Source organism: Enterobacter cloacae complex sp. SHL009 (assembly GCF_049237205.1).
In the GTDB taxonomy this organism is placed as follows: domain Bacteria; phylum Pseudomonadota; class Gammaproteobacteria; order Enterobacterales; family Enterobacteriaceae; genus Enterobacter; species Enterobacter cloacae_M.
This window is the reverse complement of record NZ_JBMKIW010000002.1, coordinates 1-16,231: the sequence shown is the minus strand read 5'-3', so window position 1 is coordinate 16,231 and position 16,231 is coordinate 1. Positions and strand designations below refer to the sequence as shown.

Sequence of the window (16,231 nt, the reverse complement as noted above, 5' to 3'; positions counted from 1 at the left end):
ACAGTAAGGAAACTCCTATGCGCATTCTGCCTGTTATCGCCGCGGTGACAGCCGCGTTTTTAGTGGTTGCCTGCAGTTCCCCTACCCCGCCTCCAGGCGTTACCGTCGTCTCGCCTTTTGATGCACAACGCTTCCTTGGAACATGGTATGAAATCGCGCGCCTCGACCATCGGTTTGAGCAGGGCTTAGAGAAGGTCACTGCGAATTACAGCCCGATGGATGATGGCGGTATTCAGGTGATCAACCGGGGCTATAATCCCGATCGGGAGATGTGGCAGCAGTCGATTGGGAAAGCGTACTTCACGGGCGACCCGCGACGGGCCGCGCTCAAAGTCTCTTTCTTCGGCCCGTTTTATGGCGGCTATAACGTGATCGCGCTCGACAGAGAGTACCGTCACGCGCTGGTCTGCGGGCCGGATCGCGACTATCTGTGGATACTTTCCCGCACGCCAACTATTTCGTCAGAAATGAAACAGCAGATGCTGGACGTCGCGACCCGGCAAGGGTTTGATGTGTCAAAACTTATTTGGGTAAAACAACCCCATTAATGGGTACTGAGCTTCAGCCCAACGATCCCGGCCACAATCAAGGCGAGGCTGGCGATACGCGCCAGACTCGCTGACTCTCCCAGCAGCAGAATGCCGGTGATGGCGGCCCCCACCGCACCAATGCCCGTCCAGACGGCATAAGCCGTTCCCACAGGCAGCGAGCGCATTGCCCAGGATAACAGGACAATACTCACGATCATCGCGGTGACGGTTATGACGCTGGGCGTCAGGCGGGTAAATCCGTGGGTGTACTTGAGACCAATTGCCCATACCACTTCGAGCAGGCCAGCAATAAAAAGAATAATCCAGGACATTTCAGGCTCCTTAACTTAATACAAGTTGGGGCCGTCCCCGGTGAAAGAAACGCTTACGGGTCGTCCCGTAAGGCAGAGATTACGCCCCATATTGTGGTTAGCGTGCTATTTTTTTTCAATCATTTTTTGCTGAACACGTTAAGGCAAGAAATAGCCGCAGTATGGCGCGTAGTTCCGGCATTTAGCACTCATCCGACTTCTCTATGATGATGTGCTTTCTGATGGCAGGAAGCCAAACCACTAGCCGACTGCGAATAAAATATGTTCAAAATTCTTTTGATTGACCGTTGTCACTTCACCCGCACAGGGTTTGAAGCATGGCTCAATCATTCCGGTTTGTTCCCGGGACACTACGTTGTGACCGGGTTAAATAATCTGTTCCTTGCCAGGGAGCACATTCTGCAATGGAAACCCACGCTGGTTATCGCCGATCTTTACGGCTTCAGGCAGGATATTCATCATTTTCAGCAGCTCTCGTCGTTGCTGAGTGCCAGTGAACGATTACCGTTTATTTTGCTGCAATCGGGAGAGGACCGCGGCATGACCGACTGGCTCGGACAGTTCCCGGTGTGGTCGTCGCTGTTGAAAAACGCCAGTCTCGAAGAAGTGGCAACGACGATCAACGACGCATTAATCTCACGCGCCAGCGCTGACAGGCCAACGGCGGCGGCCCCCTTGCTGACCCGACAGGAAGAGAAAGTGCTGACATTGTGGATGGACGGTGCGAGCAATCAAAAAATTGCCGCTCACCTGAGTATCAACGGAAAAACGGTGTATACCTATAAACGCAATATCCGCATGAAATTGCATATGGATACGCGTTTTTCTCCGTTCTTATCCCTGCAGGAATCAGAAAGCTGACGGTACGAAACCCGCTGGTCTCGTACCGTATGTTAATTACTGCTGAGCTTTGGTTGCCGCACCAGAGATTGCGCTACCACCTTCAGAAATATCCTGACCGACGCCACGCGTGGTATTACAGGCTGTTAAGACTGAAGAAAGTACCAGGACTGAAAAGATCGCTGCAATTGTTTTCTTAACCATAATATCTTCCTTTTATAGCCAAAGTTATTTTGTGTATAGCAACTTAAGAATAGACAAGATCCCGCCGGTTGACGGAAAAGGAAGCATTTTTAGGAAAATTAGACGAACTTAGCTGGCGGCGTGAGAAATGATATGACCGAGATCCTGGATATCTTGTCCCATCCCACGGGTGGTGTTACAGCCGGAAAGCAATGCGCTGGAAAGCGCTAACAGAAGCAGAATTTTAACGGTACGTTTCATCATCCCTGCCTGCAAAAATCAGGCGCAGCGGGCGCTGCGCCTTCAATCATGACGTAAATTACTTCACGCGGGATACGTATTCGCCGGAGCGGGTATCCACTTTGATCACTTCGCCAGTCTGTACGAACAGTGGAACTTTAACCACTGCGCCGGTAGACAGTTTGGCTGGTTTACCACCGGTACCTGCGGTATCACCTTTCAGACCTGGATCGGTTTCAACGATTTCCAGTTCAACGAAGTTTGGTGGGGTGACAGCGATAGGCTGGCCGTTCCACAGGGTCACGATGCACTCAGCCTGATCCAGCAGCCATTTAGCGCTATCACCTACCGCTTTCTCATCAGCAGACAGCTGTTCGAAAGTGGAGTTGTTCATGAAATGCCAGAACTCACCGTCGTTGTACAGATAGGTCAGGTTCATATCAACAACATCAGCGCCTTCAGCGGAGTCAGTAGACTTGAAGGTTTTCTCAACACGGGTACCGGTCAGCAGACGGCGCAGCTTAACGCGTGCGAATGCCTGGCCTTTACCTGGTTTAACGAATTCGCTGGCTTCAACCGCGTACGGTTCGCCGTCCATCATGATTTTAAGACCAGCACGAAAATCGTTGCTATAGTACGTTGCCATAAGGCCCTCTAAATTTGTTAACTGGTAGCTAAGCCACAAAATGGCGCATATTGTAACCCTAAACACCCCGTCCAGAGAAGATTGGTTATCGCAACTTGCCGATGTAATCACCAGTCCTGATGAATTGCTGCGTCTTTTAGACCTCGATCAGCACCCAGAGTTGCTTGCAGGCCGCGAGGCAAAGCGCCTTTTCGCCCTGCGCGTTCCCCGTGCGTTTGTGGCGCGAATGGAGAAAGGCAACCCCGACGATCCACTTTTAAAACAAACGCTTACTTCGCAGGATGAGTTTGTCACCGCGCCGGGATACAGCACCGACCCGCTGGAAGAGCAGAACAGCGTGGTGCCGGGTTTACTGCACAAGTATCTCAACCGCGCCCTGCTGCTGGTAAAAGGCGGTTGCGCGGTAAATTGTCGTTATTGCTTCCGTCGGCACTTCCCCTATGCCGAAAACCAGGGCAATAAACGCAACTGGCAGGTCGCGCTGGACTATATCGCCGCCCATCCGGAGCTGGATGAGATTATTTTTTCCGGCGGTGACCCGCTGATGGCAAAAGATCATGAGCTGGACTGGCTGCTGACCCAGCTTGAAGCCATTCCGCACATTAAGCGCCTGCGTATTCACAGCCGTTTACCGATTGTCATTCCGGCACGTGTCACTGACGGCCTGGTGTCACGCCTGGAGCAGTCAAGATTGCAGGTGCTGCTGGTGAACCATATCAACCACGCGAACGAAATTGACGATGACTTTCGCGCGGCGATGGCGCGTCTGCGTAAAGCGGGCGTGACGCTGCTGAACCAAAGCGTGCTGCTGCGCGGCGTGAACGACAGCGCCCGCGTGCTGGCTGACCTGAGCAATGCCCTTTTTGATGCGGGCGTGATGCCCTATTACCTGCACGTGCTGGATCGCGTTCAGGGCGCGGCCCATTTCATGGTGACGGATGAAGAAGCCCGGCAGATTATGCGCGAACTGTTAACGCTGGTTTCAGGCTATATGGTGCCGAAGCTGGCACGCGAGATTGGCGGAGAGCCGAGCAAGACGCCGCTGGATTTGCAGCTGCGGCAGTGCTAGCTTCCCCTCACCCTAACCCTCTCCCACAGGGAGAGGGAAAAAGGCCATCAGTTCGGGCACTTGTAGACCTGGCCGTTCATCTGGCTGGCGGTCGGCACGAAGCTGGACAGCATACTCTGCGTTGGGCTGCTCACGCCGTAAATCACGTTACCGCCCATTGCCGCAGCCTGGTTACGCAAGGCATTCGCCGCACCGCGCATCGAGCCACCTTCCTCGCCATGCTGACCTGACATCCAGTTACTTTGCTCACCGGTTGCCGTGCCTAACAGCTGGCATTCACTGCCAGGCTTATCTTCCACAAAGCGAACGCCCTGGCCCGCTGCCGACAGCTCATTGCTGGAGCTACAACCCGCCAGCAGCAATGCTGCCCCTACAATCCCTGCACAGACTTTTACGCGCATGTTATTCCTCGTTTTCAATAAGCTGGACAGTAGTTGTCCGTGTGTAAATCTTATACCTAAAAGATGACCAAAAGAAAAACCCCCGAGCATTTCTGCCCGGGGGTTTTTCACATTCTACGACGTAGAGCGCACGATTACATCATGCCGCCCATACCGCCCATGCCGCCCATGCCAGCAGCACCTAAGTCAGGTGCATCGCCTTTAGGCAGGTCGGTTACCATGCACTCGGTGGTGATCATCAGGCCAGCGACAGATGCCGCGTACTGCAGAGCAGAACGGGTCACTTTCGTTGGATCCAGGATACCGAAGTCGATCATGTTGCCGTATTCTTCAGTTGCTGCGTTGTAACCGTAGTTACCTTCGCCCGCTTTCACGTTGTTCGCAACCACAGATGGCTCTTCACCGGCGTTAGAAACGATCTGACGCAGAGGGGCTTCCATTGCGCGCAGCGCAACTTTGATACCCACGTTCTGATCTTCGTTCTGTGCGGTCAGGCCTGCCAGTTTAGCGGCAACACGCACCAGCGCAACACCACCACCAGCAACCACGCCTTCTTCTACCGCAGCACGGGTCGCATGCAGGGCATCGTCAACGCGTGCTTTTTTCTCTTTCATTTCAACTTCGGTAGCTGCACCGACTTTGATTACCGCAACGCCGCCAGCCAGTTTCGCTACGCGCTCCTGCAGTTTTTCACGGTCGTAATCGGAAGTCGCTTCTTCGATCTGCTTACGGATCTGACCCACACGGCCCTGAATAGCGGCTTCTTCACCCACACCGTCGATGATGGTGGTGGTGTCTTTGTTGATCACAACGCGTTTCGCCTGGCCCAGGTCTTCCAGGGTCGCTTTTTCCAGCTCCATACCGATCTCTTCAGAGATCACGGTACCGCCGGTCAGGGTAGCGATATCCTGCAGCATCGCTTTACGGCGATCGCCGAAGCCAGGTGCTTTAACAGCAGCCACTTTCACGATGCCGCGCATGGTGTTAACCACCAGGGTCGCCAGCGCTTCGCCTTCAACATCTTCAGCGATGATAACCAGAGGCTTGCCTGCTTTCGCAACGGCTTCCAGTACTGGCAGCATTTCGCGGATGTTGGAGATTTTCTTGTCAGCCAGCAGAATGAACGGGCTTTCCAGCTCAACAGCACCCGTTTCTGGCTTGTTGATGAAGTATGGGGACAGGTAACCGCGGTCGAACTGCATACCTTCAACCACGTCCAGTTCGTCTTCCAGACCGGTACCGTCTTCAACGGTGATCACACCTTCTTTACCGACTTTGTCCATCGCTTCAGCGATCAGTTTACCTACGGTTTCGTCGGAGTTAGCGGAGATAGTACCAACCTGAGCAATGGCTTTAGAGTCAGAGCATGGTACGGACAGTGCTTTCAGCTCTTCAACAGCGGAGGCGACAGCTTTGTCGATACCACGTTTCAGATCCATTGGGTTCATGCCCGCAGCAACGGCTTTCAGACCTTCGGTGATGATTGCCTGCGCCAGTACGGTCGCGGTGGTGGTACCGTCACCAGCAGCGTCGTTTGCTTTAGAGGCAACTTCTTTCACCATCTGCGCGCCCATGTTTTCGAACTTGTCTTCCAGCTCAATTTCACGTGCTACAGAAACACCATCTTTGGTGATGGTTGGCGCGCCGAAGGATTTATCCAGCACTACGTTGCGGCCTTTCGGGCCCAGAGTCACTTTAACTGCATCTGCCAGTACGTTTACGCCGCGGAGCATTTTTACACGAGCGTCGTTACCGAATTTTACGTCTTTAGCTGCCATGTTCTTATTTCCTCAAATTCTCGTGCGTAAATTACGCTTCAACAATTGCCAGAATGTCGCTCTCGGACATGATCAACACTTCTTCATTGTCGATCTTCTCGGATTTCACGCCGTAGCCATCGTTGAAAATTACGATGTCACCAACTTTAACGTCCAGTGGCTGCACAGTTCCGTTTTCCAGGATGCGGCCCTTACCGACAGCGATGATTTCGCCACGCGTTGATTTGGCTGCAGCAGAACCGGTCAGAACGATGCCGCCAGCAGACTTGGTTTCAACTTCTTTACGTTTGACGATCACACGATCATGTAACGGACGAATACTCATTGATAGCTCTCCTTTGAGAAAGTCATTATCAGTTATGGATGACGCCGGCCCGCATGCGGTTTTCCGACTAGTGCCCTGAGAGATGGGGATAGCTTTTTCCCCCTTCAAGGGGGAGTCGAAAAAAAAATTTGCGAAAGTGTTACCATCGCCTCTCTTTTGGTACTGGCAGGGCGATGTGAATGAGTGGACTCAAGCAGGAGCTGGGGCTGGCGCAGGGCGTCGGACTGCTCTCAACCTCCTTGTTAGGTACGGGCGTGTTTGCCGTACCCGCACTGGCGGCTCTGGTGGCTGGAAATAATAGCCTGTGGGCGTGGCCGGCGCTGATTGTATTGGTTTTCCCGATAGCCATTGTGTTTGCCATCCTGGGGCGGCATTTCCCCAGCGCGGGCGGCGTGGCGCACTTTGTCGGACTGGCCTTTGGCCCGCGGCTGCAGCGTGTCACCGGCTGGCTGTTTCTCTCCGTCATTCCGGTTGGCCTACCTGCGGCGTTGCATATTGCGACCGGCTTTGGTCAGGCGCTGTTTGGCTGGCATAACGAGCAGTTATTGCTGGCCGAACTGGGTACGCTGGCGATCGTCTGGTGGGTGGGTTCTCGAGGCACCAGCTCCAGCGCCAACCTGCAGACGCTGGTTGCGGTGCTGATTGTCGCGCTCGTTGTCGCAATCTGGTGGGCGGGCGATATCACAATAAAGGAAATTCCCTTCCCTGCGGTGACAGACGTCGACCATTCCGAGCTTTTCGCCGCGCTCTCCGTCATGTTCTGGTGTTTTGTCGGCCTGGAAGCCTTTGCCCATCTGGCCTCTGAATTTAAGCAGCCTGAACGCGATTTCCCCCGCGCGCTGATGATAGGCCTGCTGCTGGCAGGTACGGTCTATTGGGCATGTACCGTGCTGGTCTTACACTTCCACGCGTTCGGAGCGGATCTCGCCGCCGCGGCATCGCTGCCGGGTATCGTGGTGGAACTGTTCGGCGTGAAGGCGCTGTGGATCGCCTGTGTCATCGGCTATCTCGCCTGTTTTGCCAGCCTCAATATTTATATCCAGAGCTTTGCCCGGCTGGTGTGGTCGCAGGCGCTCGACAAACCTGAGAATCGCCTCGCGCGCCTGTCTAAACGCCAGCTTCCGCTGAATGCCCTGAATACCGTACTGGGCTGCTGCGCGGTGAGCACGCTGTGTATTTACGCACTGAAGATTAATCTGGACGCGCTGATCGTCTACGCCAACGGCATTTTCATCATGATCTACCTGCTGTGCATGCTGGCGGGATGTCGTTTGCTGAAAGGTCGCTATAAAGCTCTGGCGGTCGTCGGGGGTTTGCTTTGCCTGCTGTTGCTGGCGATGGTGGGATGGAAGAGTCTGTACGCGATTATCATGCTGGCAGGGCTGTGGGTGTTTTTGCCGAAGCGCGGTGCGCTCCCGGAGGCCCGGTAGGCGAAGCGCCACCGGGCAACAAAATCACCGATCGTCTTTATGATCTAAACGGTCGTGCTGTTCATCCTTACGCTGATACTCCCCTTCAAAGGTATCGCCCGGCCCGGTGCTGAACCCGCCGCCCGGCATACGGCTAAAGCGCAGATGCGGCAGCAGCTTCATGGTCAGGTGTTTTTGCACCGGCGGCAGAAGCAGCAGCAGGCCGAGGAAGTCAGTGAAGAACCCCGGCAGGATCAGCAGCAGCCCCGCAATAATCAACGACACGCTTTTGATCATCTCTTCCGCCGGGCTTTCCCCTGCGGCCATCTTCTGCTGCATTATCAGGAAATTTTTGAAACCCTGATTACGCACCAGCGACATGCCGATGACGGAGGTGAAAATCACCAGAATCAGCGTCAGCAGGACGCCCAGCACATGGGCAACCTGGATGAAAATGGAAATTTCAATGTAAACATAGAGAAAGAAAGCAATAAACGGTATCCAGCGCACTGGCATCTCCTGTGTGGCAGAGGCCATAGGGCCCCTGTCTGAATGTGTTCGCGACGCGCGTTTGTATGAGATGGTGACGGTTAGCGAAAATTCAATCAGTTTGCACGGATATTTTTTTTGGAAATTTTAAAGCGGTGACCCATTTCACAGATTAATAATTATCATGGAATCGGCTCGATAATAAGTGATCCAGCTTACGGCAATTCGCTATCATCAGCATATGATCTCGAGCATCTGGCTGATTGAGGGAATAATCGTCGGTCAGAAAATATTCAAAACCACATAAATACTGTGTGTTTAGTACAATCCATCGGCAGCTTGAAAAGAAGGTTCACATGTTAAACAACATTCGTATCGAAGAAGACTTGTTGGGTACCAGGGAAGTTCCAGCGGATGCCTACTACGGTGTCCACACTCTGAGAGCGATTGAAAACTTCTACATCAGCAACAGCAAAATCAGCGACATCCCTGAGTTTGTCCGTGGCATGGTGATGGTGAAGAAAGCCGCAGCACTGGCCAACAAAGAGCTGCAAACCATTCCTAAAAGCGCGGCAAATGCGATTATCGCAGCCTGCGATGAAGTGCTGAACAACGGCAAATGCATGGACCAGTTCCCGGTTGACGTCTATCAGGGCGGCGCGGGCACCTCCGTCAACATGAATACCAACGAAGTACTGGCAAACATTGGCCTGGAGCTGATGGGTCACCAGAAAGGTGAATACCAGTACCTGAACCCGAACGATCACGTAAACAAATGCCAGTCTACTAACGACGCCTACCCTACCGGCTTCCGTATCGCGGTGTATGCCTCAGTGGTGAAACTGGTGGATGCGATCAACCAGCTGGGTGATGGCTTCCAGCGTAAAGCGGTTGAGTTCCAGGACATCCTGAAAATGGGTCGTACCCAGCTGCAGGACGCGGTGCCGATGACCCTCGGCCAGGAATTCCACGCGTTTAACGTACTGCTGAACGAAGAGACCAAAAACCTGCTGCGCACCTCCGAGCTGCTGCTGGAAGTGAACCTGGGCGCCACCGCCATCGGTACCCGTCTGAACACCCCGGATGGCTATCAGCAGCTGGCGGTACAGAAGCTGGCCGAAGTCTCTAACCTGCCGGTTGTGCCTGCAGAAGACCTGATTGAAGCCACCTCCGACTGCGGCGCCTACGTCATGGTACACAGCGCCCTGAAACGTCTGGCGGTGAAACTGTCCAAAATCTGTAACGACCTGCGCCTGCTCTCTTCCGGTCCGCGCGCTGGCCTGAATGAAATTAACCTGCCAGAGCTGCAGGCCGGTTCATCCATCATGCCAGCCAAGGTGAACCCGGTGGTGCCAGAAGTGGTGAACCAGGTTTGCTTCAAAGTCATCGGTAACGATACGACCGTGACCATGGCCTCTGAAGCGGGTCAGCTGCAGCTGAACGTGATGGAGCCAGTGATTGGCCAGGCGATGTTTGAATCCATCCACATCCTGACCAACGCCTGCTATAACCTGCTGGAAAAATGCATTAACGGCATCACGGCGAATAAAGAAGTCTGTGAGGGTTATGTCTACAACTCCATCGGGATCGTCACCTACCTCAACCCGTTCATCGGTCACCACAACGGTGATATCGTCGGTAAGATTTGCGCCGAAACCGGTAAGAGCGTACGTGAAGTGGTGCTGGAGCGCGGGCTGTTGACCGAAGCTGAGCTGGACGATATCTTCTCGGCCCAGAACCTGATGCACCCGGCATATAAAGCGAAACGATATACCGATGAAAGCGAACAGTAACCGTTCTGGCTAGGCTTCTTAAGGCACGTCACTTGTGACGTGCCTTTTTTCTTTTTAGGCGTTACCTAAATACAACAATTCAATATCAACTTGTTAATAAGCAAGGCAGGTCCTTATGTTTGGAGCAGAACTCGTCATCGTCTTGTTGGCGATTTATTTGGGAGCAAGACTCGGGGGTATCGGCATCGGTTTTGCCGGCGGTCTCGGGGTGCTCGTTCTTACCCTTATCTTTCAGATTAAACCCGGCGCAATCCCGTTCGACGTTATCGAAATCATCATGGCAGTTATTGCCGCTATCGCCGCCATGCAGGTGGCAGGCGGTATGGACTACCTGGTCAGCCTGGCGGAGCGTATGCTGCGCCGCCATCCAAAATACATTACCTTCCTTGCCCCGCTGGTGACCTGGTTTATGACCATTCTCGCCGGTACGGGCCACACCGCCTTCTCTACGCTGCCGGTGATTACCGAAGTGGCGAAAGAGCAGGGTATCCGTCCGTCTCGTCCGCTCTCTATTGCCGTCGTCGCGTCCCAGATTGCGATTACCGCCTCACCGATTTCCGCTGCGGTGGTCTTCTTCGCCGGTATCCTTGAGCCGATGGGCGTGAGCTACCTGACGCTGCTGGCGATCTGTATCCCGGTGACGCTGATCGCGGTGATGATCACTGCCGTGCTGTGTAACTTCCTCGGCGCCGAACTGAAAGACGATCCGGTTTACCAGGAACGCCTTGCCAAGGGTGAAGTGAGGCTGCGCGGCAGCCAGGTCTTCGAGCTGAAGCCGCACGCAAAACGTTCCGTGCTGCTGTTTCTGATCGGTATTGTCGCGGTGATGTTCTACGCGACCGCCATCAGCGACACCGTGGGCCTGATCCAGAACCCGGTCCTGCCGCGTAACGAAGCGATTGTGGTGTTTATGCTGACCATCGCGACGCTGATTAGCATCACCTGTAAAATCGACACCAGCGAAGTGCTGAACGCCAGCACCTTCAAATCAGGTATGAGCGCCTGCGTGTGCGTCCTCGGCGTAGCCTGGCTTGGTGATACCTTCGTGAAAGCGCACATCAGCGACATTCAGACCGTAGCAGGCGACCTGCTGCACAACTACCCGTGGCTGCTGGCGGTGGTGCTGTTCTTTGCCGCTACCCTGCTTTACTCCCAGGCGGCGACCACAAAAGCGTTGATGCCTGCGGCACTGATGCTGGGCGTTACGCCACTGACGGCGATTGCCTCTTTCGCGGCGGTTTCCGCCCTGTTCGTTCTGCCAACCTACCCAACCCTGCTGGCGGCGGTGGAGATGGACGACACCGGCTCAACACGTATCGGTAAGTATGTGTTTAACCACGCGTTCCTGATCCCGGGCGTGGTCGCCATTTCACTTTGCGTGATCCTCGGCTTTATCATTGGCGGCGTGGTGCTGTAAACGGTGAGTGGTTGTAAAAATAGTTAAAATCGGGCCGCTCTGCGGCCCGTTTCATTAATGACCAACCGCCTTGCGTGATATAGTGAAGCCTTTCGTGATGAGGAGGTCGACTTGTGAACACGCCTGATGCTGTTGTCGTACTGTGTACCGCCCCTGATGAAGCCTCTGCCCAGGATCTCGCCGCCAAAGTGCTGGCCGAAAAACTGGCTGCCTGCGTGACGCTCCTCCCCGGTGCCACCTCCCTTTATTACTGGGAAGGCAAGCTGGAGCAAGAGTACGAAGTCCAGATGTTGCTCAAAACCAATCTGGCGAATCAGCAGGCTCTCCTGGACTGCCTCAAATCTCATCATCCTTACCAAACTCCGGAACTGCTGGTGCTGCCAGTGGTCCACGGCGATAACGACTATCTCTCATGGCTCAACGCTTCCTTACGCTGATCCTGCTGCTGTGCAGCACGTCAGCTTTTGCCGGGTTGTTTGACGCGCCCGGCCGTTCGAACTTTATTCCTGCCGACCAGGCGTTCGTTTTCGACTTTCAGCAAAACCAGCACGATCTCAATCTTACCTGGCAGGTGAAAGAGGGCTATTACCTCTACCGCAAGCAGGTGAGCATTACCCCTGCCCAGGCAAACGTAGGCGCATTACAGTTGCCCGCAGGCGAGTGGCACGAGGACGAGTTCTACGGCAAGAGTGAAATCTACCGCCAGCGCTTAAGCGTGCCCGTGACGGTGAATCAGGCCGATAAAGGTGCAACGCTGACGGTGACCTACCAGGGGTGCGCGGACGCGGGATTCTGCTATCCGCCGGAAACGAAAGTCGTGCCGCTTAGCGAAGTGAAAGCGACTGCTGCTGTAACGCCGGTCCCCTCGGTTGAGAAAACCAACGACAGCGCTGATCTTCCGTTCTCAGCGTTGTGGGCTTTACTGATTGGTATCGGCATTGCCTTTACGCCGTGCGTGTTGCCGATGTATCCACTCATCTCTGGCATCGTGCTGGGCGGCAAACAGCGTCTTTCTACCGCCCGCGCGCTGCTGCTGGCTTTTATATACGTGCAGGGAATGGCGCTAACCTACACGGCGCTCGGCCTCGTGGTTGCCGCTGCCGGGTTACAGTTCCAGGCCGCACTGCAGCATCCTTACGTCCTTATTGGCCTGTCGGCGGTCTTCATCCTGCTGGCACTGTCGATGTTCGGCCTGTTTACCCTGCAGCTACCGTCGGCTTTGCAGACTCGCTTAACGCTGATGAGCAACCGTCAGCAGGGCGGCTCCGCAGGCGGCGTGTTCGCGATGGGTGCCATTGCTGGGCTGATATGCTCTCCCTGCACCACCGCGCCGCTGAGCGCCATCCTGCTCTATATCGCCCAGAGCGGTAACATGTGGCTCGGCGGCGGAACGTTGTACCTGTATGCCCTGGGCATGGGCCTGCCGCTGATTCTGGTCACGGTTTTCGGTAATCGACTTCTGCCGAAGAGCGGCCCGTGGATGGAGACGGTGAAAACCGCATTTGGCTTTGTCATCCTCGCGCTGCCGGTGTTCCTCCTTGAGCGTATCATCGGCGACGCCTGGGGTTTGCGCCTGTGGGCGATGCTCGGCGTAGCGTTCTTTACATGGGCGTTTATCGTCAGCCTGGGGGCGAAGAAGCCATGGATGCGCCTGGTGCAAATCCTGCTGCTGGCTGCCGCGCTGGTGAGCGTACGCCCTCTGCAGGACTGGGCGTTCGGCACACCGGTGGGTCAGATGCAAGCGCATCTGAACTTCACCCAGATTAAAAACGTGGATGAACTTAACAGCGCCCTGGCAGAGGCGAAAGGCAAACCGGTGATGCTCGATCTCTATGCCGACTGGTGTGTCGCCTGCAAAGAGTTTGAAAAATATACTTTTAGCGATCCACAGGTGCAAAGCGCCCTGAAAGAGACCGTTTTGCTCCAGGCTAACGTGACCGCCAATAATGCACAGGATAAGGCTCTGCTGAAGCAGCTTGACGTACTCGGGCTGCCAACCATTCTGTTCTTCAATCAACAGGGCCATGAGCAGCCTGAGCAGCGTGTAACCGGGTTTATGGATGCTGCCGCATTTAGCGCGCATTTGCGCAATCGCCAACCGTAAACAACACTTTAAACGGGACAAACCGTTGGGAATAGCGGAGGAGATAACCGTGCAACGTGAAGACGTACTGGGACAAGCCCTGCAACTACTTGAGATTCAAGGGATCGCCAGCACCACGCTTGAGATGGTAGCCGACCGTATCGATTATCCTCTGGATGAACTTAAGCGCTTCTGGCCGGATAAAGAGGCGCTACTCTATGATGCCCTGCGCTATCTCAGCCAGCAGGTTGATATCTGGCGCAGACAGCTGATGCTGAATGAAGAACTGACCGCGGAGCAAAAGCTGCTGGCGCGCTATACCGCGCTGACGGAATGCGTCAGCAACAACCGCTACCCGGGTTGTCTGTTCATCGCCGCCTGCACTTATTTTCCCGACCCTGGCCATCCTATCCACCAGTTGGCGGAGCAGCAAAAACGAGCGGCGCATGACTTCACCCACGAGCTGCTGACCACGCTGGAAGTCGATGACCCTGCGATGGTGGCTAAACAGATGGAGCTGGTGCTGGAAGGTTGCCTAAGCCGCATGCTGGTGAACCGTAGCCAGGCAGATGTGGATACGGCGCACCGCCTGGCGGAAGATATTCTACGCTTTGCCCAATGCAGAATGGGTGGAGCGCTGACCTAAGCCAGCATGCCCGCCCAGGCGGAGATGAGCAGACACAGCGCCATCAGGCGCTGAAACCGCACCATCGCCACGGTGGTGCGAAAAATTCGGTTCACCGCTTTACCCAACCACGCCCAGCACATCAAACAGGCTATCGAGATCAGCAGAAACCATAGCGCCATTAGCGCAATATCGCGCAATGCATGGTCACCAGCTGGGGCAAACAGGCTGACGACGGCCAGCGCCATCATCCAGGTTTTCGGGTTCACGATCTGCAGCAGCGCCGCCGCCCGAGCGGTGAATCGGATACGGTGCTCAGCGGAGAGACGGGCAGCCGGGGCGCGAAACAGCTGCCAGCTCATCCAGCTTAGCCACAGCACGCCTGTCCAGCTCATTATCTGACGTATCAAAGGGTACTGACGCAGCACTTCCCCCGCGCCCGCGCCGGATACCAGCACGATCGCACTGGCCGCGATACACCCGCCCAGAATAGCAGGTACGGTATTTTTTACGCCAAAGTGCTGGCTGTTCGTCAGCACGAGAATATTGGTCGGCCCCGGCGTAATGGAGGCGACAAATGCGAACAACAGAAAGGGTATCAAACTCACAGGTGGCTCCTTTTTATTAGAGCCATGAATGTGCCGTTATTTTTTGGAAACGTCTGGAAGGTTTGTGCACAACCGTCGGTAGTGTGCAGGAGAGATGCGGTAAGCACGCTGAAACCAACGCCCCAGATGGCTTTGATCGGCAAATCCCACTGCGGCAGCCACATCAACGGGCTGGTCGCCACGCGCCAGCAGCTGTCGGGCCTTTGCCAGACGAAGCTGAATAAGCCATGCGTGGGGCGCCAGGTTGAACTCGCGCTTAAAACTGCGCGTCAGGGTAAAGCGATCCGTGCCCGTCTCGCGCGCAAGATCTGACAGCCCCACGTTCTCACCGATATGGGCATAGAGATAGTCGCGCGCCCGATGCGCCACAGCAGCGCTTTGTAACTGCGACGGTAGTTTCTTACGCCAGTGGCAGTGGGCGGTGATCCGGGAGAGCAGATTATCCATTGTGCTTTGCTGAACGATTTTCATCTCGTCATTATGCAGGGTGGAGAATGTCTCACCGATAGCGCGCACCAGCTGCGGCTCCCGCGTCAGCGTTTGGGCAAAGTGGGGTGAATAACTCCCTGGAGTAGATTCGTAAAGTCCCTGTAGCGCACGGGTAAGCCAGCGCTCATCAAGATAGAAGGTCAAATAGGTAAAGCCGCCCTCTACAGGCGCATCACCGTCGTGGATCTCGCCAGGCTCGAGGAGAAATGCGTCGCCCGGCTGGCTACGATGGCGCTCACGCCGGCAGTGAAACTGCTGCGTGCCGGAGAGGGTTATCCCTACCAGATAGCTATCGTGCCAGTGCGGATCAAAGGCATGCCCTTCGAAATGCGCTTTAATCGTCTCAATACCCGTATCTGCATGCTGACGCAGTTCAAGCCAGTCATTTGCCATACTGCCCTCCTCTTGCTATCAGCATTGCCGTATTACACTGGTTATGTCTGGAAGATTTGTGCATTTTCACGGCGAAAGCGGACAGATTGCCGCAAACTTAAGCAGTTGAACAGCTTTTCCCGAAATAATGTTGACGATCGAGCGTGATTGCGGTTTAATGCGCTCCGTTGCCCGGATAGCTCAGTCGGTAGAGCAGGGGATTGAAAATCCCCGTGTCCTTGGTTCGATTCCGAGTCCGGGCACCACTATTTAAAGAACCCAGCCTATGGCTGGGTTTTTGCTTTTCTGCGTTTATACATCCCATCTTTGTATTCCTGTTTCTCTTTGCCGTGTGATCGTGCGGTCTGCATTGCCGGATGGCGGCTTTGCCTTTTTCGGTCTACTGAGCCCGCAGGCCCGGCAAGCACAGCGCCAACGGACTTTTCTGCGCACAAAGCAAAAAACCCCGTACCTTTCGGTACGGGGTTCTTCTAATTGATGCCTGGCAGTTCCCTACTCTCACATGGGGAGACCCCACACTACCATCGGCGCTACGGCGTTTCACTTCTGAGTTCGGCATGGGGTCAGGTGGGACCACCGCG

Annotated in this window: 19 protein-coding genes, 1 tRNA gene and 1 rRNA gene; 10 read left to right on the top strand and 11 right to left on the bottom strand. The window is 54.9% G+C overall.

What is annotated here, in order from left to right; all coding sequences use genetic code 11:
* The first annotated feature begins 17 nt into the window (after nucleotides 1–17).
* Nucleotides 18–548 (top strand): lipocalin family protein, encoded by a 531-nt coding sequence (locus ACOTZC_RS06550; protein ID WP_023310119.1) that lies wholly within the window; start codon nucleotides 18–20, stop codon nucleotides 546–548.
* Here ACOTZC_RS06550 and sugE read toward each other — a convergent pair.
* Complete coding sequence (gene sugE, locus ACOTZC_RS06545) at nucleotides 545–862, bottom strand: quaternary ammonium compound efflux SMR transporter SugE (protein ID WP_008502938.1); 318 nt, start codon at nucleotides 860–862, stop codon at nucleotides 545–547. The two genes, ACOTZC_RS06550 and sugE, sit on opposite strands and share 4 nt — an antisense overlap.
* A 261-nt stretch (nucleotides 863–1,123) precedes the next feature.
* Between sugE and ACOTZC_RS06540 the strand changes: the two genes are divergently transcribed.
* The gene (locus ACOTZC_RS06540) at nucleotides 1,124–1,723 is read left to right on the top strand and encodes a helix-turn-helix transcriptional regulator (RefSeq protein WP_023310118.1); all 600 of its coding nucleotides are present in this window, start codon (nucleotides 1,124–1,126) and stop codon (nucleotides 1,721–1,723) included.
* 36 nt (nucleotides 1,724–1,759) lie between these two features.
* Here ACOTZC_RS06540 and ecnB read toward each other — a convergent pair whose 3' ends face one another.
* From ecnB to efp, 3 genes are all read right to left on the bottom strand, one after another.
* On the bottom strand, nucleotides 1,760–1,906 hold the full coding sequence (gene ecnB / locus ACOTZC_RS06535) for a lipoprotein toxin entericidin B (protein WP_003025482.1): 147 nt from the start codon (nucleotides 1,904–1,906) through the stop codon (nucleotides 1,760–1,762).
* Nucleotides 1,907–2,014: 108 nt separating this feature from the next.
* A complete protein-coding gene (locus tag ACOTZC_RS06530) occupies nucleotides 2,015–2,146 on the bottom strand; it encodes an entericidin A/B family lipoprotein (RefSeq protein ID WP_024907352.1) in 132 nt (43 codons plus the stop codon).
* Between the two features lie 58 nt (nucleotides 2,147–2,204).
* Nucleotides 2,205–2,771 (bottom strand): elongation factor P, encoded by a 567-nt coding sequence (gene efp, locus ACOTZC_RS06525; protein WP_008502940.1) that lies wholly within the window; start codon nucleotides 2,769–2,771, stop codon nucleotides 2,205–2,207.
* 40 nt (nucleotides 2,772–2,811) lie between these two features.
* Here efp and epmB point away from each other — a divergent pair, with 40 nt between their 5' ends.
* Entirely contained in the window at nucleotides 2,812–3,840 is a 1,029-nt protein-coding gene (epmB, locus tag ACOTZC_RS06520; protein ID WP_047174008.1) for an EF-P beta-lysylation protein EpmB, read from the top strand.
* A gap of 47 nt (nucleotides 3,841–3,887) precedes the next feature.
* Here epmB and ACOTZC_RS06515 read toward each other — a convergent pair whose 3' ends face one another.
* The 3 genes from ACOTZC_RS06515 to ACOTZC_RS06505 all read right to left on the bottom strand — a co-directional run bounded on the left by ACOTZC_RS06515 (nucleotide 3,888) and on the right by ACOTZC_RS06505 (nucleotide 6,344).
* The gene (locus ACOTZC_RS06515; protein WP_023310115.1) at nucleotides 3,888–4,241 is read right to left on the bottom strand and encodes a DUF4156 domain-containing protein; all 354 of its coding nucleotides are present in this window, start codon (nucleotides 4,239–4,241) and stop codon (nucleotides 3,888–3,890) included.
* 134 nt (nucleotides 4,242–4,375) lie between these two features.
* A complete protein-coding gene (groL, locus tag ACOTZC_RS06510; protein ID WP_023310114.1) occupies nucleotides 4,376–6,019 on the bottom strand; it encodes a chaperonin GroEL in 1,644 nt (547 codons plus the stop codon).
* A gap of 31 nt (nucleotides 6,020–6,050) precedes the next feature.
* Entirely contained in the window at nucleotides 6,051–6,344 is a 294-nt protein-coding gene (locus tag ACOTZC_RS06505) for a co-chaperone GroES (protein WP_003855929.1), read from the bottom strand.
* 179 nt (nucleotides 6,345–6,523) lie between these two features.
* Here ACOTZC_RS06505 and yjeH point away from each other — a divergent pair, with 179 nt between their 5' ends.
* The gene (yjeH, locus tag ACOTZC_RS06500) at nucleotides 6,524–7,774 is read left to right on the top strand and encodes an L-methionine/branched-chain amino acid transporter (RefSeq protein ID WP_213751746.1); all 1,251 of its coding nucleotides are present in this window, start codon (nucleotides 6,524–6,526) and stop codon (nucleotides 7,772–7,774) included.
* A gap of 24 nt (nucleotides 7,775–7,798) precedes the next feature.
* On the opposite strand, the gene ACOTZC_RS06495 is transcribed toward yjeH, so the two are convergent.
* On the bottom strand, nucleotides 7,799–8,263 hold the full coding sequence (locus tag ACOTZC_RS06495) for an FxsA family protein (protein ID WP_023616652.1): 465 nt from the start codon (nucleotides 8,261–8,263) through the stop codon (nucleotides 7,799–7,801).
* 335 nt (nucleotides 8,264–8,598) lie between these two features.
* Between ACOTZC_RS06495 and aspA the strand changes: the two genes are divergently transcribed.
* From aspA to ACOTZC_RS06470, 5 genes are all read left to right on the top strand, one after another.
* Nucleotides 8,599–10,035 carry an aspartate ammonia-lyase gene (gene aspA, locus ACOTZC_RS06490; RefSeq protein ID WP_003855923.1) on the top strand — a complete coding sequence of 479 codons (1,437 nt, stop codon included), beginning with the start codon at nucleotides 8,599–8,601 and terminating at the stop codon, nucleotides 10,033–10,035.
* A 115-nt stretch (nucleotides 10,036–10,150) separates the two neighbouring features.
* A complete protein-coding gene (locus ACOTZC_RS06485; protein ID WP_023334226.1) occupies nucleotides 10,151–11,452 on the top strand; it encodes an anaerobic C4-dicarboxylate transporter in 1,302 nt (433 codons plus the stop codon).
* 113 nt (nucleotides 11,453–11,565) lie between these two features.
* On the top strand, nucleotides 11,566–11,889 hold the full coding sequence (gene cutA / locus ACOTZC_RS06480; RefSeq protein ID WP_014168278.1) for a divalent cation tolerance protein CutA: 324 nt from the start codon (nucleotides 11,566–11,568) through the stop codon (nucleotides 11,887–11,889).
* Nucleotides 11,865–13,556: a protein-disulfide reductase DsbD gene (locus ACOTZC_RS06475; protein ID WP_239631723.1), complete on the top strand. Its 1,692-nt coding sequence runs from the start codon at nucleotides 11,865–11,867 to the stop codon at nucleotides 13,554–13,556. The genes cutA and ACOTZC_RS06475 overlap by 25 nt, the downstream gene beginning before the upstream one ends.
* Nucleotides 13,557–13,605: 49 nt before the next feature.
* A complete protein-coding gene (locus ACOTZC_RS06470) occupies nucleotides 13,606–14,181 on the top strand; it encodes a transcriptional regulator (RefSeq protein WP_023310110.1) in 576 nt (191 codons plus the stop codon).
* Here the strand turns inward: ACOTZC_RS06470 and ACOTZC_RS06465 are convergent.
* Entirely contained in the window at nucleotides 14,178–14,768 is a 591-nt protein-coding gene (locus ACOTZC_RS06465) for a LysE family translocator (RefSeq protein WP_023310109.1), read from the bottom strand. The genes ACOTZC_RS06470 and ACOTZC_RS06465 overlap by 4 nt on opposite strands.
* Nucleotides 14,769–14,804: 36 nt before the next feature.
* Complete coding sequence (locus ACOTZC_RS06460; RefSeq protein ID WP_421635682.1) at nucleotides 14,805–15,650, bottom strand: AraC family ligand binding domain-containing protein; 846 nt, start codon at nucleotides 15,648–15,650, stop codon at nucleotides 14,805–14,807.
* 169 nt (nucleotides 15,651–15,819) lie between these two features.
* Between ACOTZC_RS06460 and ACOTZC_RS06455 the strand changes: the two genes are divergently transcribed.
* Nucleotides 15,820–15,895 (top strand) — tRNA-Phe (locus ACOTZC_RS06455).
* 234 nt (nucleotides 15,896–16,129) lie between these two features.
* Here the strand turns inward: ACOTZC_RS06455 and rrf are convergent.
* Nucleotides 16,130–16,231 (bottom strand): 5S ribosomal RNA (gene rrf, locus ACOTZC_RS06450); the annotation flags it as partial.

Coding starts and splice junctions, on each gene's coding strand:
- ACOTZC_RS06550 (WP_023310119.1), top strand. CDS start 18: ATGCGCATTCTGCCTGTTATCGCCGCGGTGACAGCCGCGTTTTTAGTG.
- sugE (WP_008502938.1), bottom strand. CDS start 862: ATGTCCTGGATTATTCTTTTTATTGCTGGCCTGCTCGAAGTGGTATGG.
- ACOTZC_RS06540 (WP_023310118.1), top strand. CDS start 1,124: ATGTTCAAAATTCTTTTGATTGACCGTTGTCACTTCACCCGCACAGGG.
- ecnB (WP_003025482.1), bottom strand. CDS start 1,906: ATGGTTAAGAAAACAATTGCAGCGATCTTTTCAGTCCTGGTACTTTCT.
- ACOTZC_RS06530 (WP_024907352.1), bottom strand. CDS start 2,146: ATGAAACGTACCGTTAAAATTCTGCTTCTGTTAGCGCTTTCCAGCGCA.
- efp (WP_008502940.1), bottom strand. CDS start 2,771: ATGGCAACGTACTATAGCAACGATTTTCGTGCTGGTCTTAAAATCATG.
- epmB (WP_047174008.1), top strand. CDS start 2,812: ATGGCGCATATTGTAACCCTAAACACCCCGTCCAGAGAAGATTGGTTA.
- ACOTZC_RS06515 (WP_023310115.1), bottom strand. CDS start 4,241: ATGCGCGTAAAAGTCTGTGCAGGGATTGTAGGGGCAGCATTGCTGCTG.
- groL (WP_023310114.1), bottom strand. CDS start 6,019: ATGGCAGCTAAAGACGTAAAATTCGGTAACGACGCTCGTGTAAAAATG.
- ACOTZC_RS06505 (WP_003855929.1), bottom strand. CDS start 6,344: ATGAGTATTCGTCCGTTACATGATCGTGTGATCGTCAAACGTAAAGAA.
- yjeH (WP_213751746.1), top strand. CDS start 6,524: ATGAGTGGACTCAAGCAGGAGCTGGGGCTGGCGCAGGGCGTCGGACTG.
- aspA (WP_003855923.1), top strand. CDS start 8,599: ATGTTAAACAACATTCGTATCGAAGAAGACTTGTTGGGTACCAGGGAA.
- ACOTZC_RS06485 (WP_023334226.1), top strand. CDS start 10,151: ATGTTTGGAGCAGAACTCGTCATCGTCTTGTTGGCGATTTATTTGGGA.
- ACOTZC_RS06475 (WP_239631723.1), top strand. CDS start 11,865: ATGGCTCAACGCTTCCTTACGCTGATCCTGCTGCTGTGCAGCACGTCA.
- ACOTZC_RS06460 (WP_421635682.1), bottom strand. CDS start 15,650: ATGGCAAATGACTGGCTTGAACTGCGTCAGCATGCAGATACGGGTATT.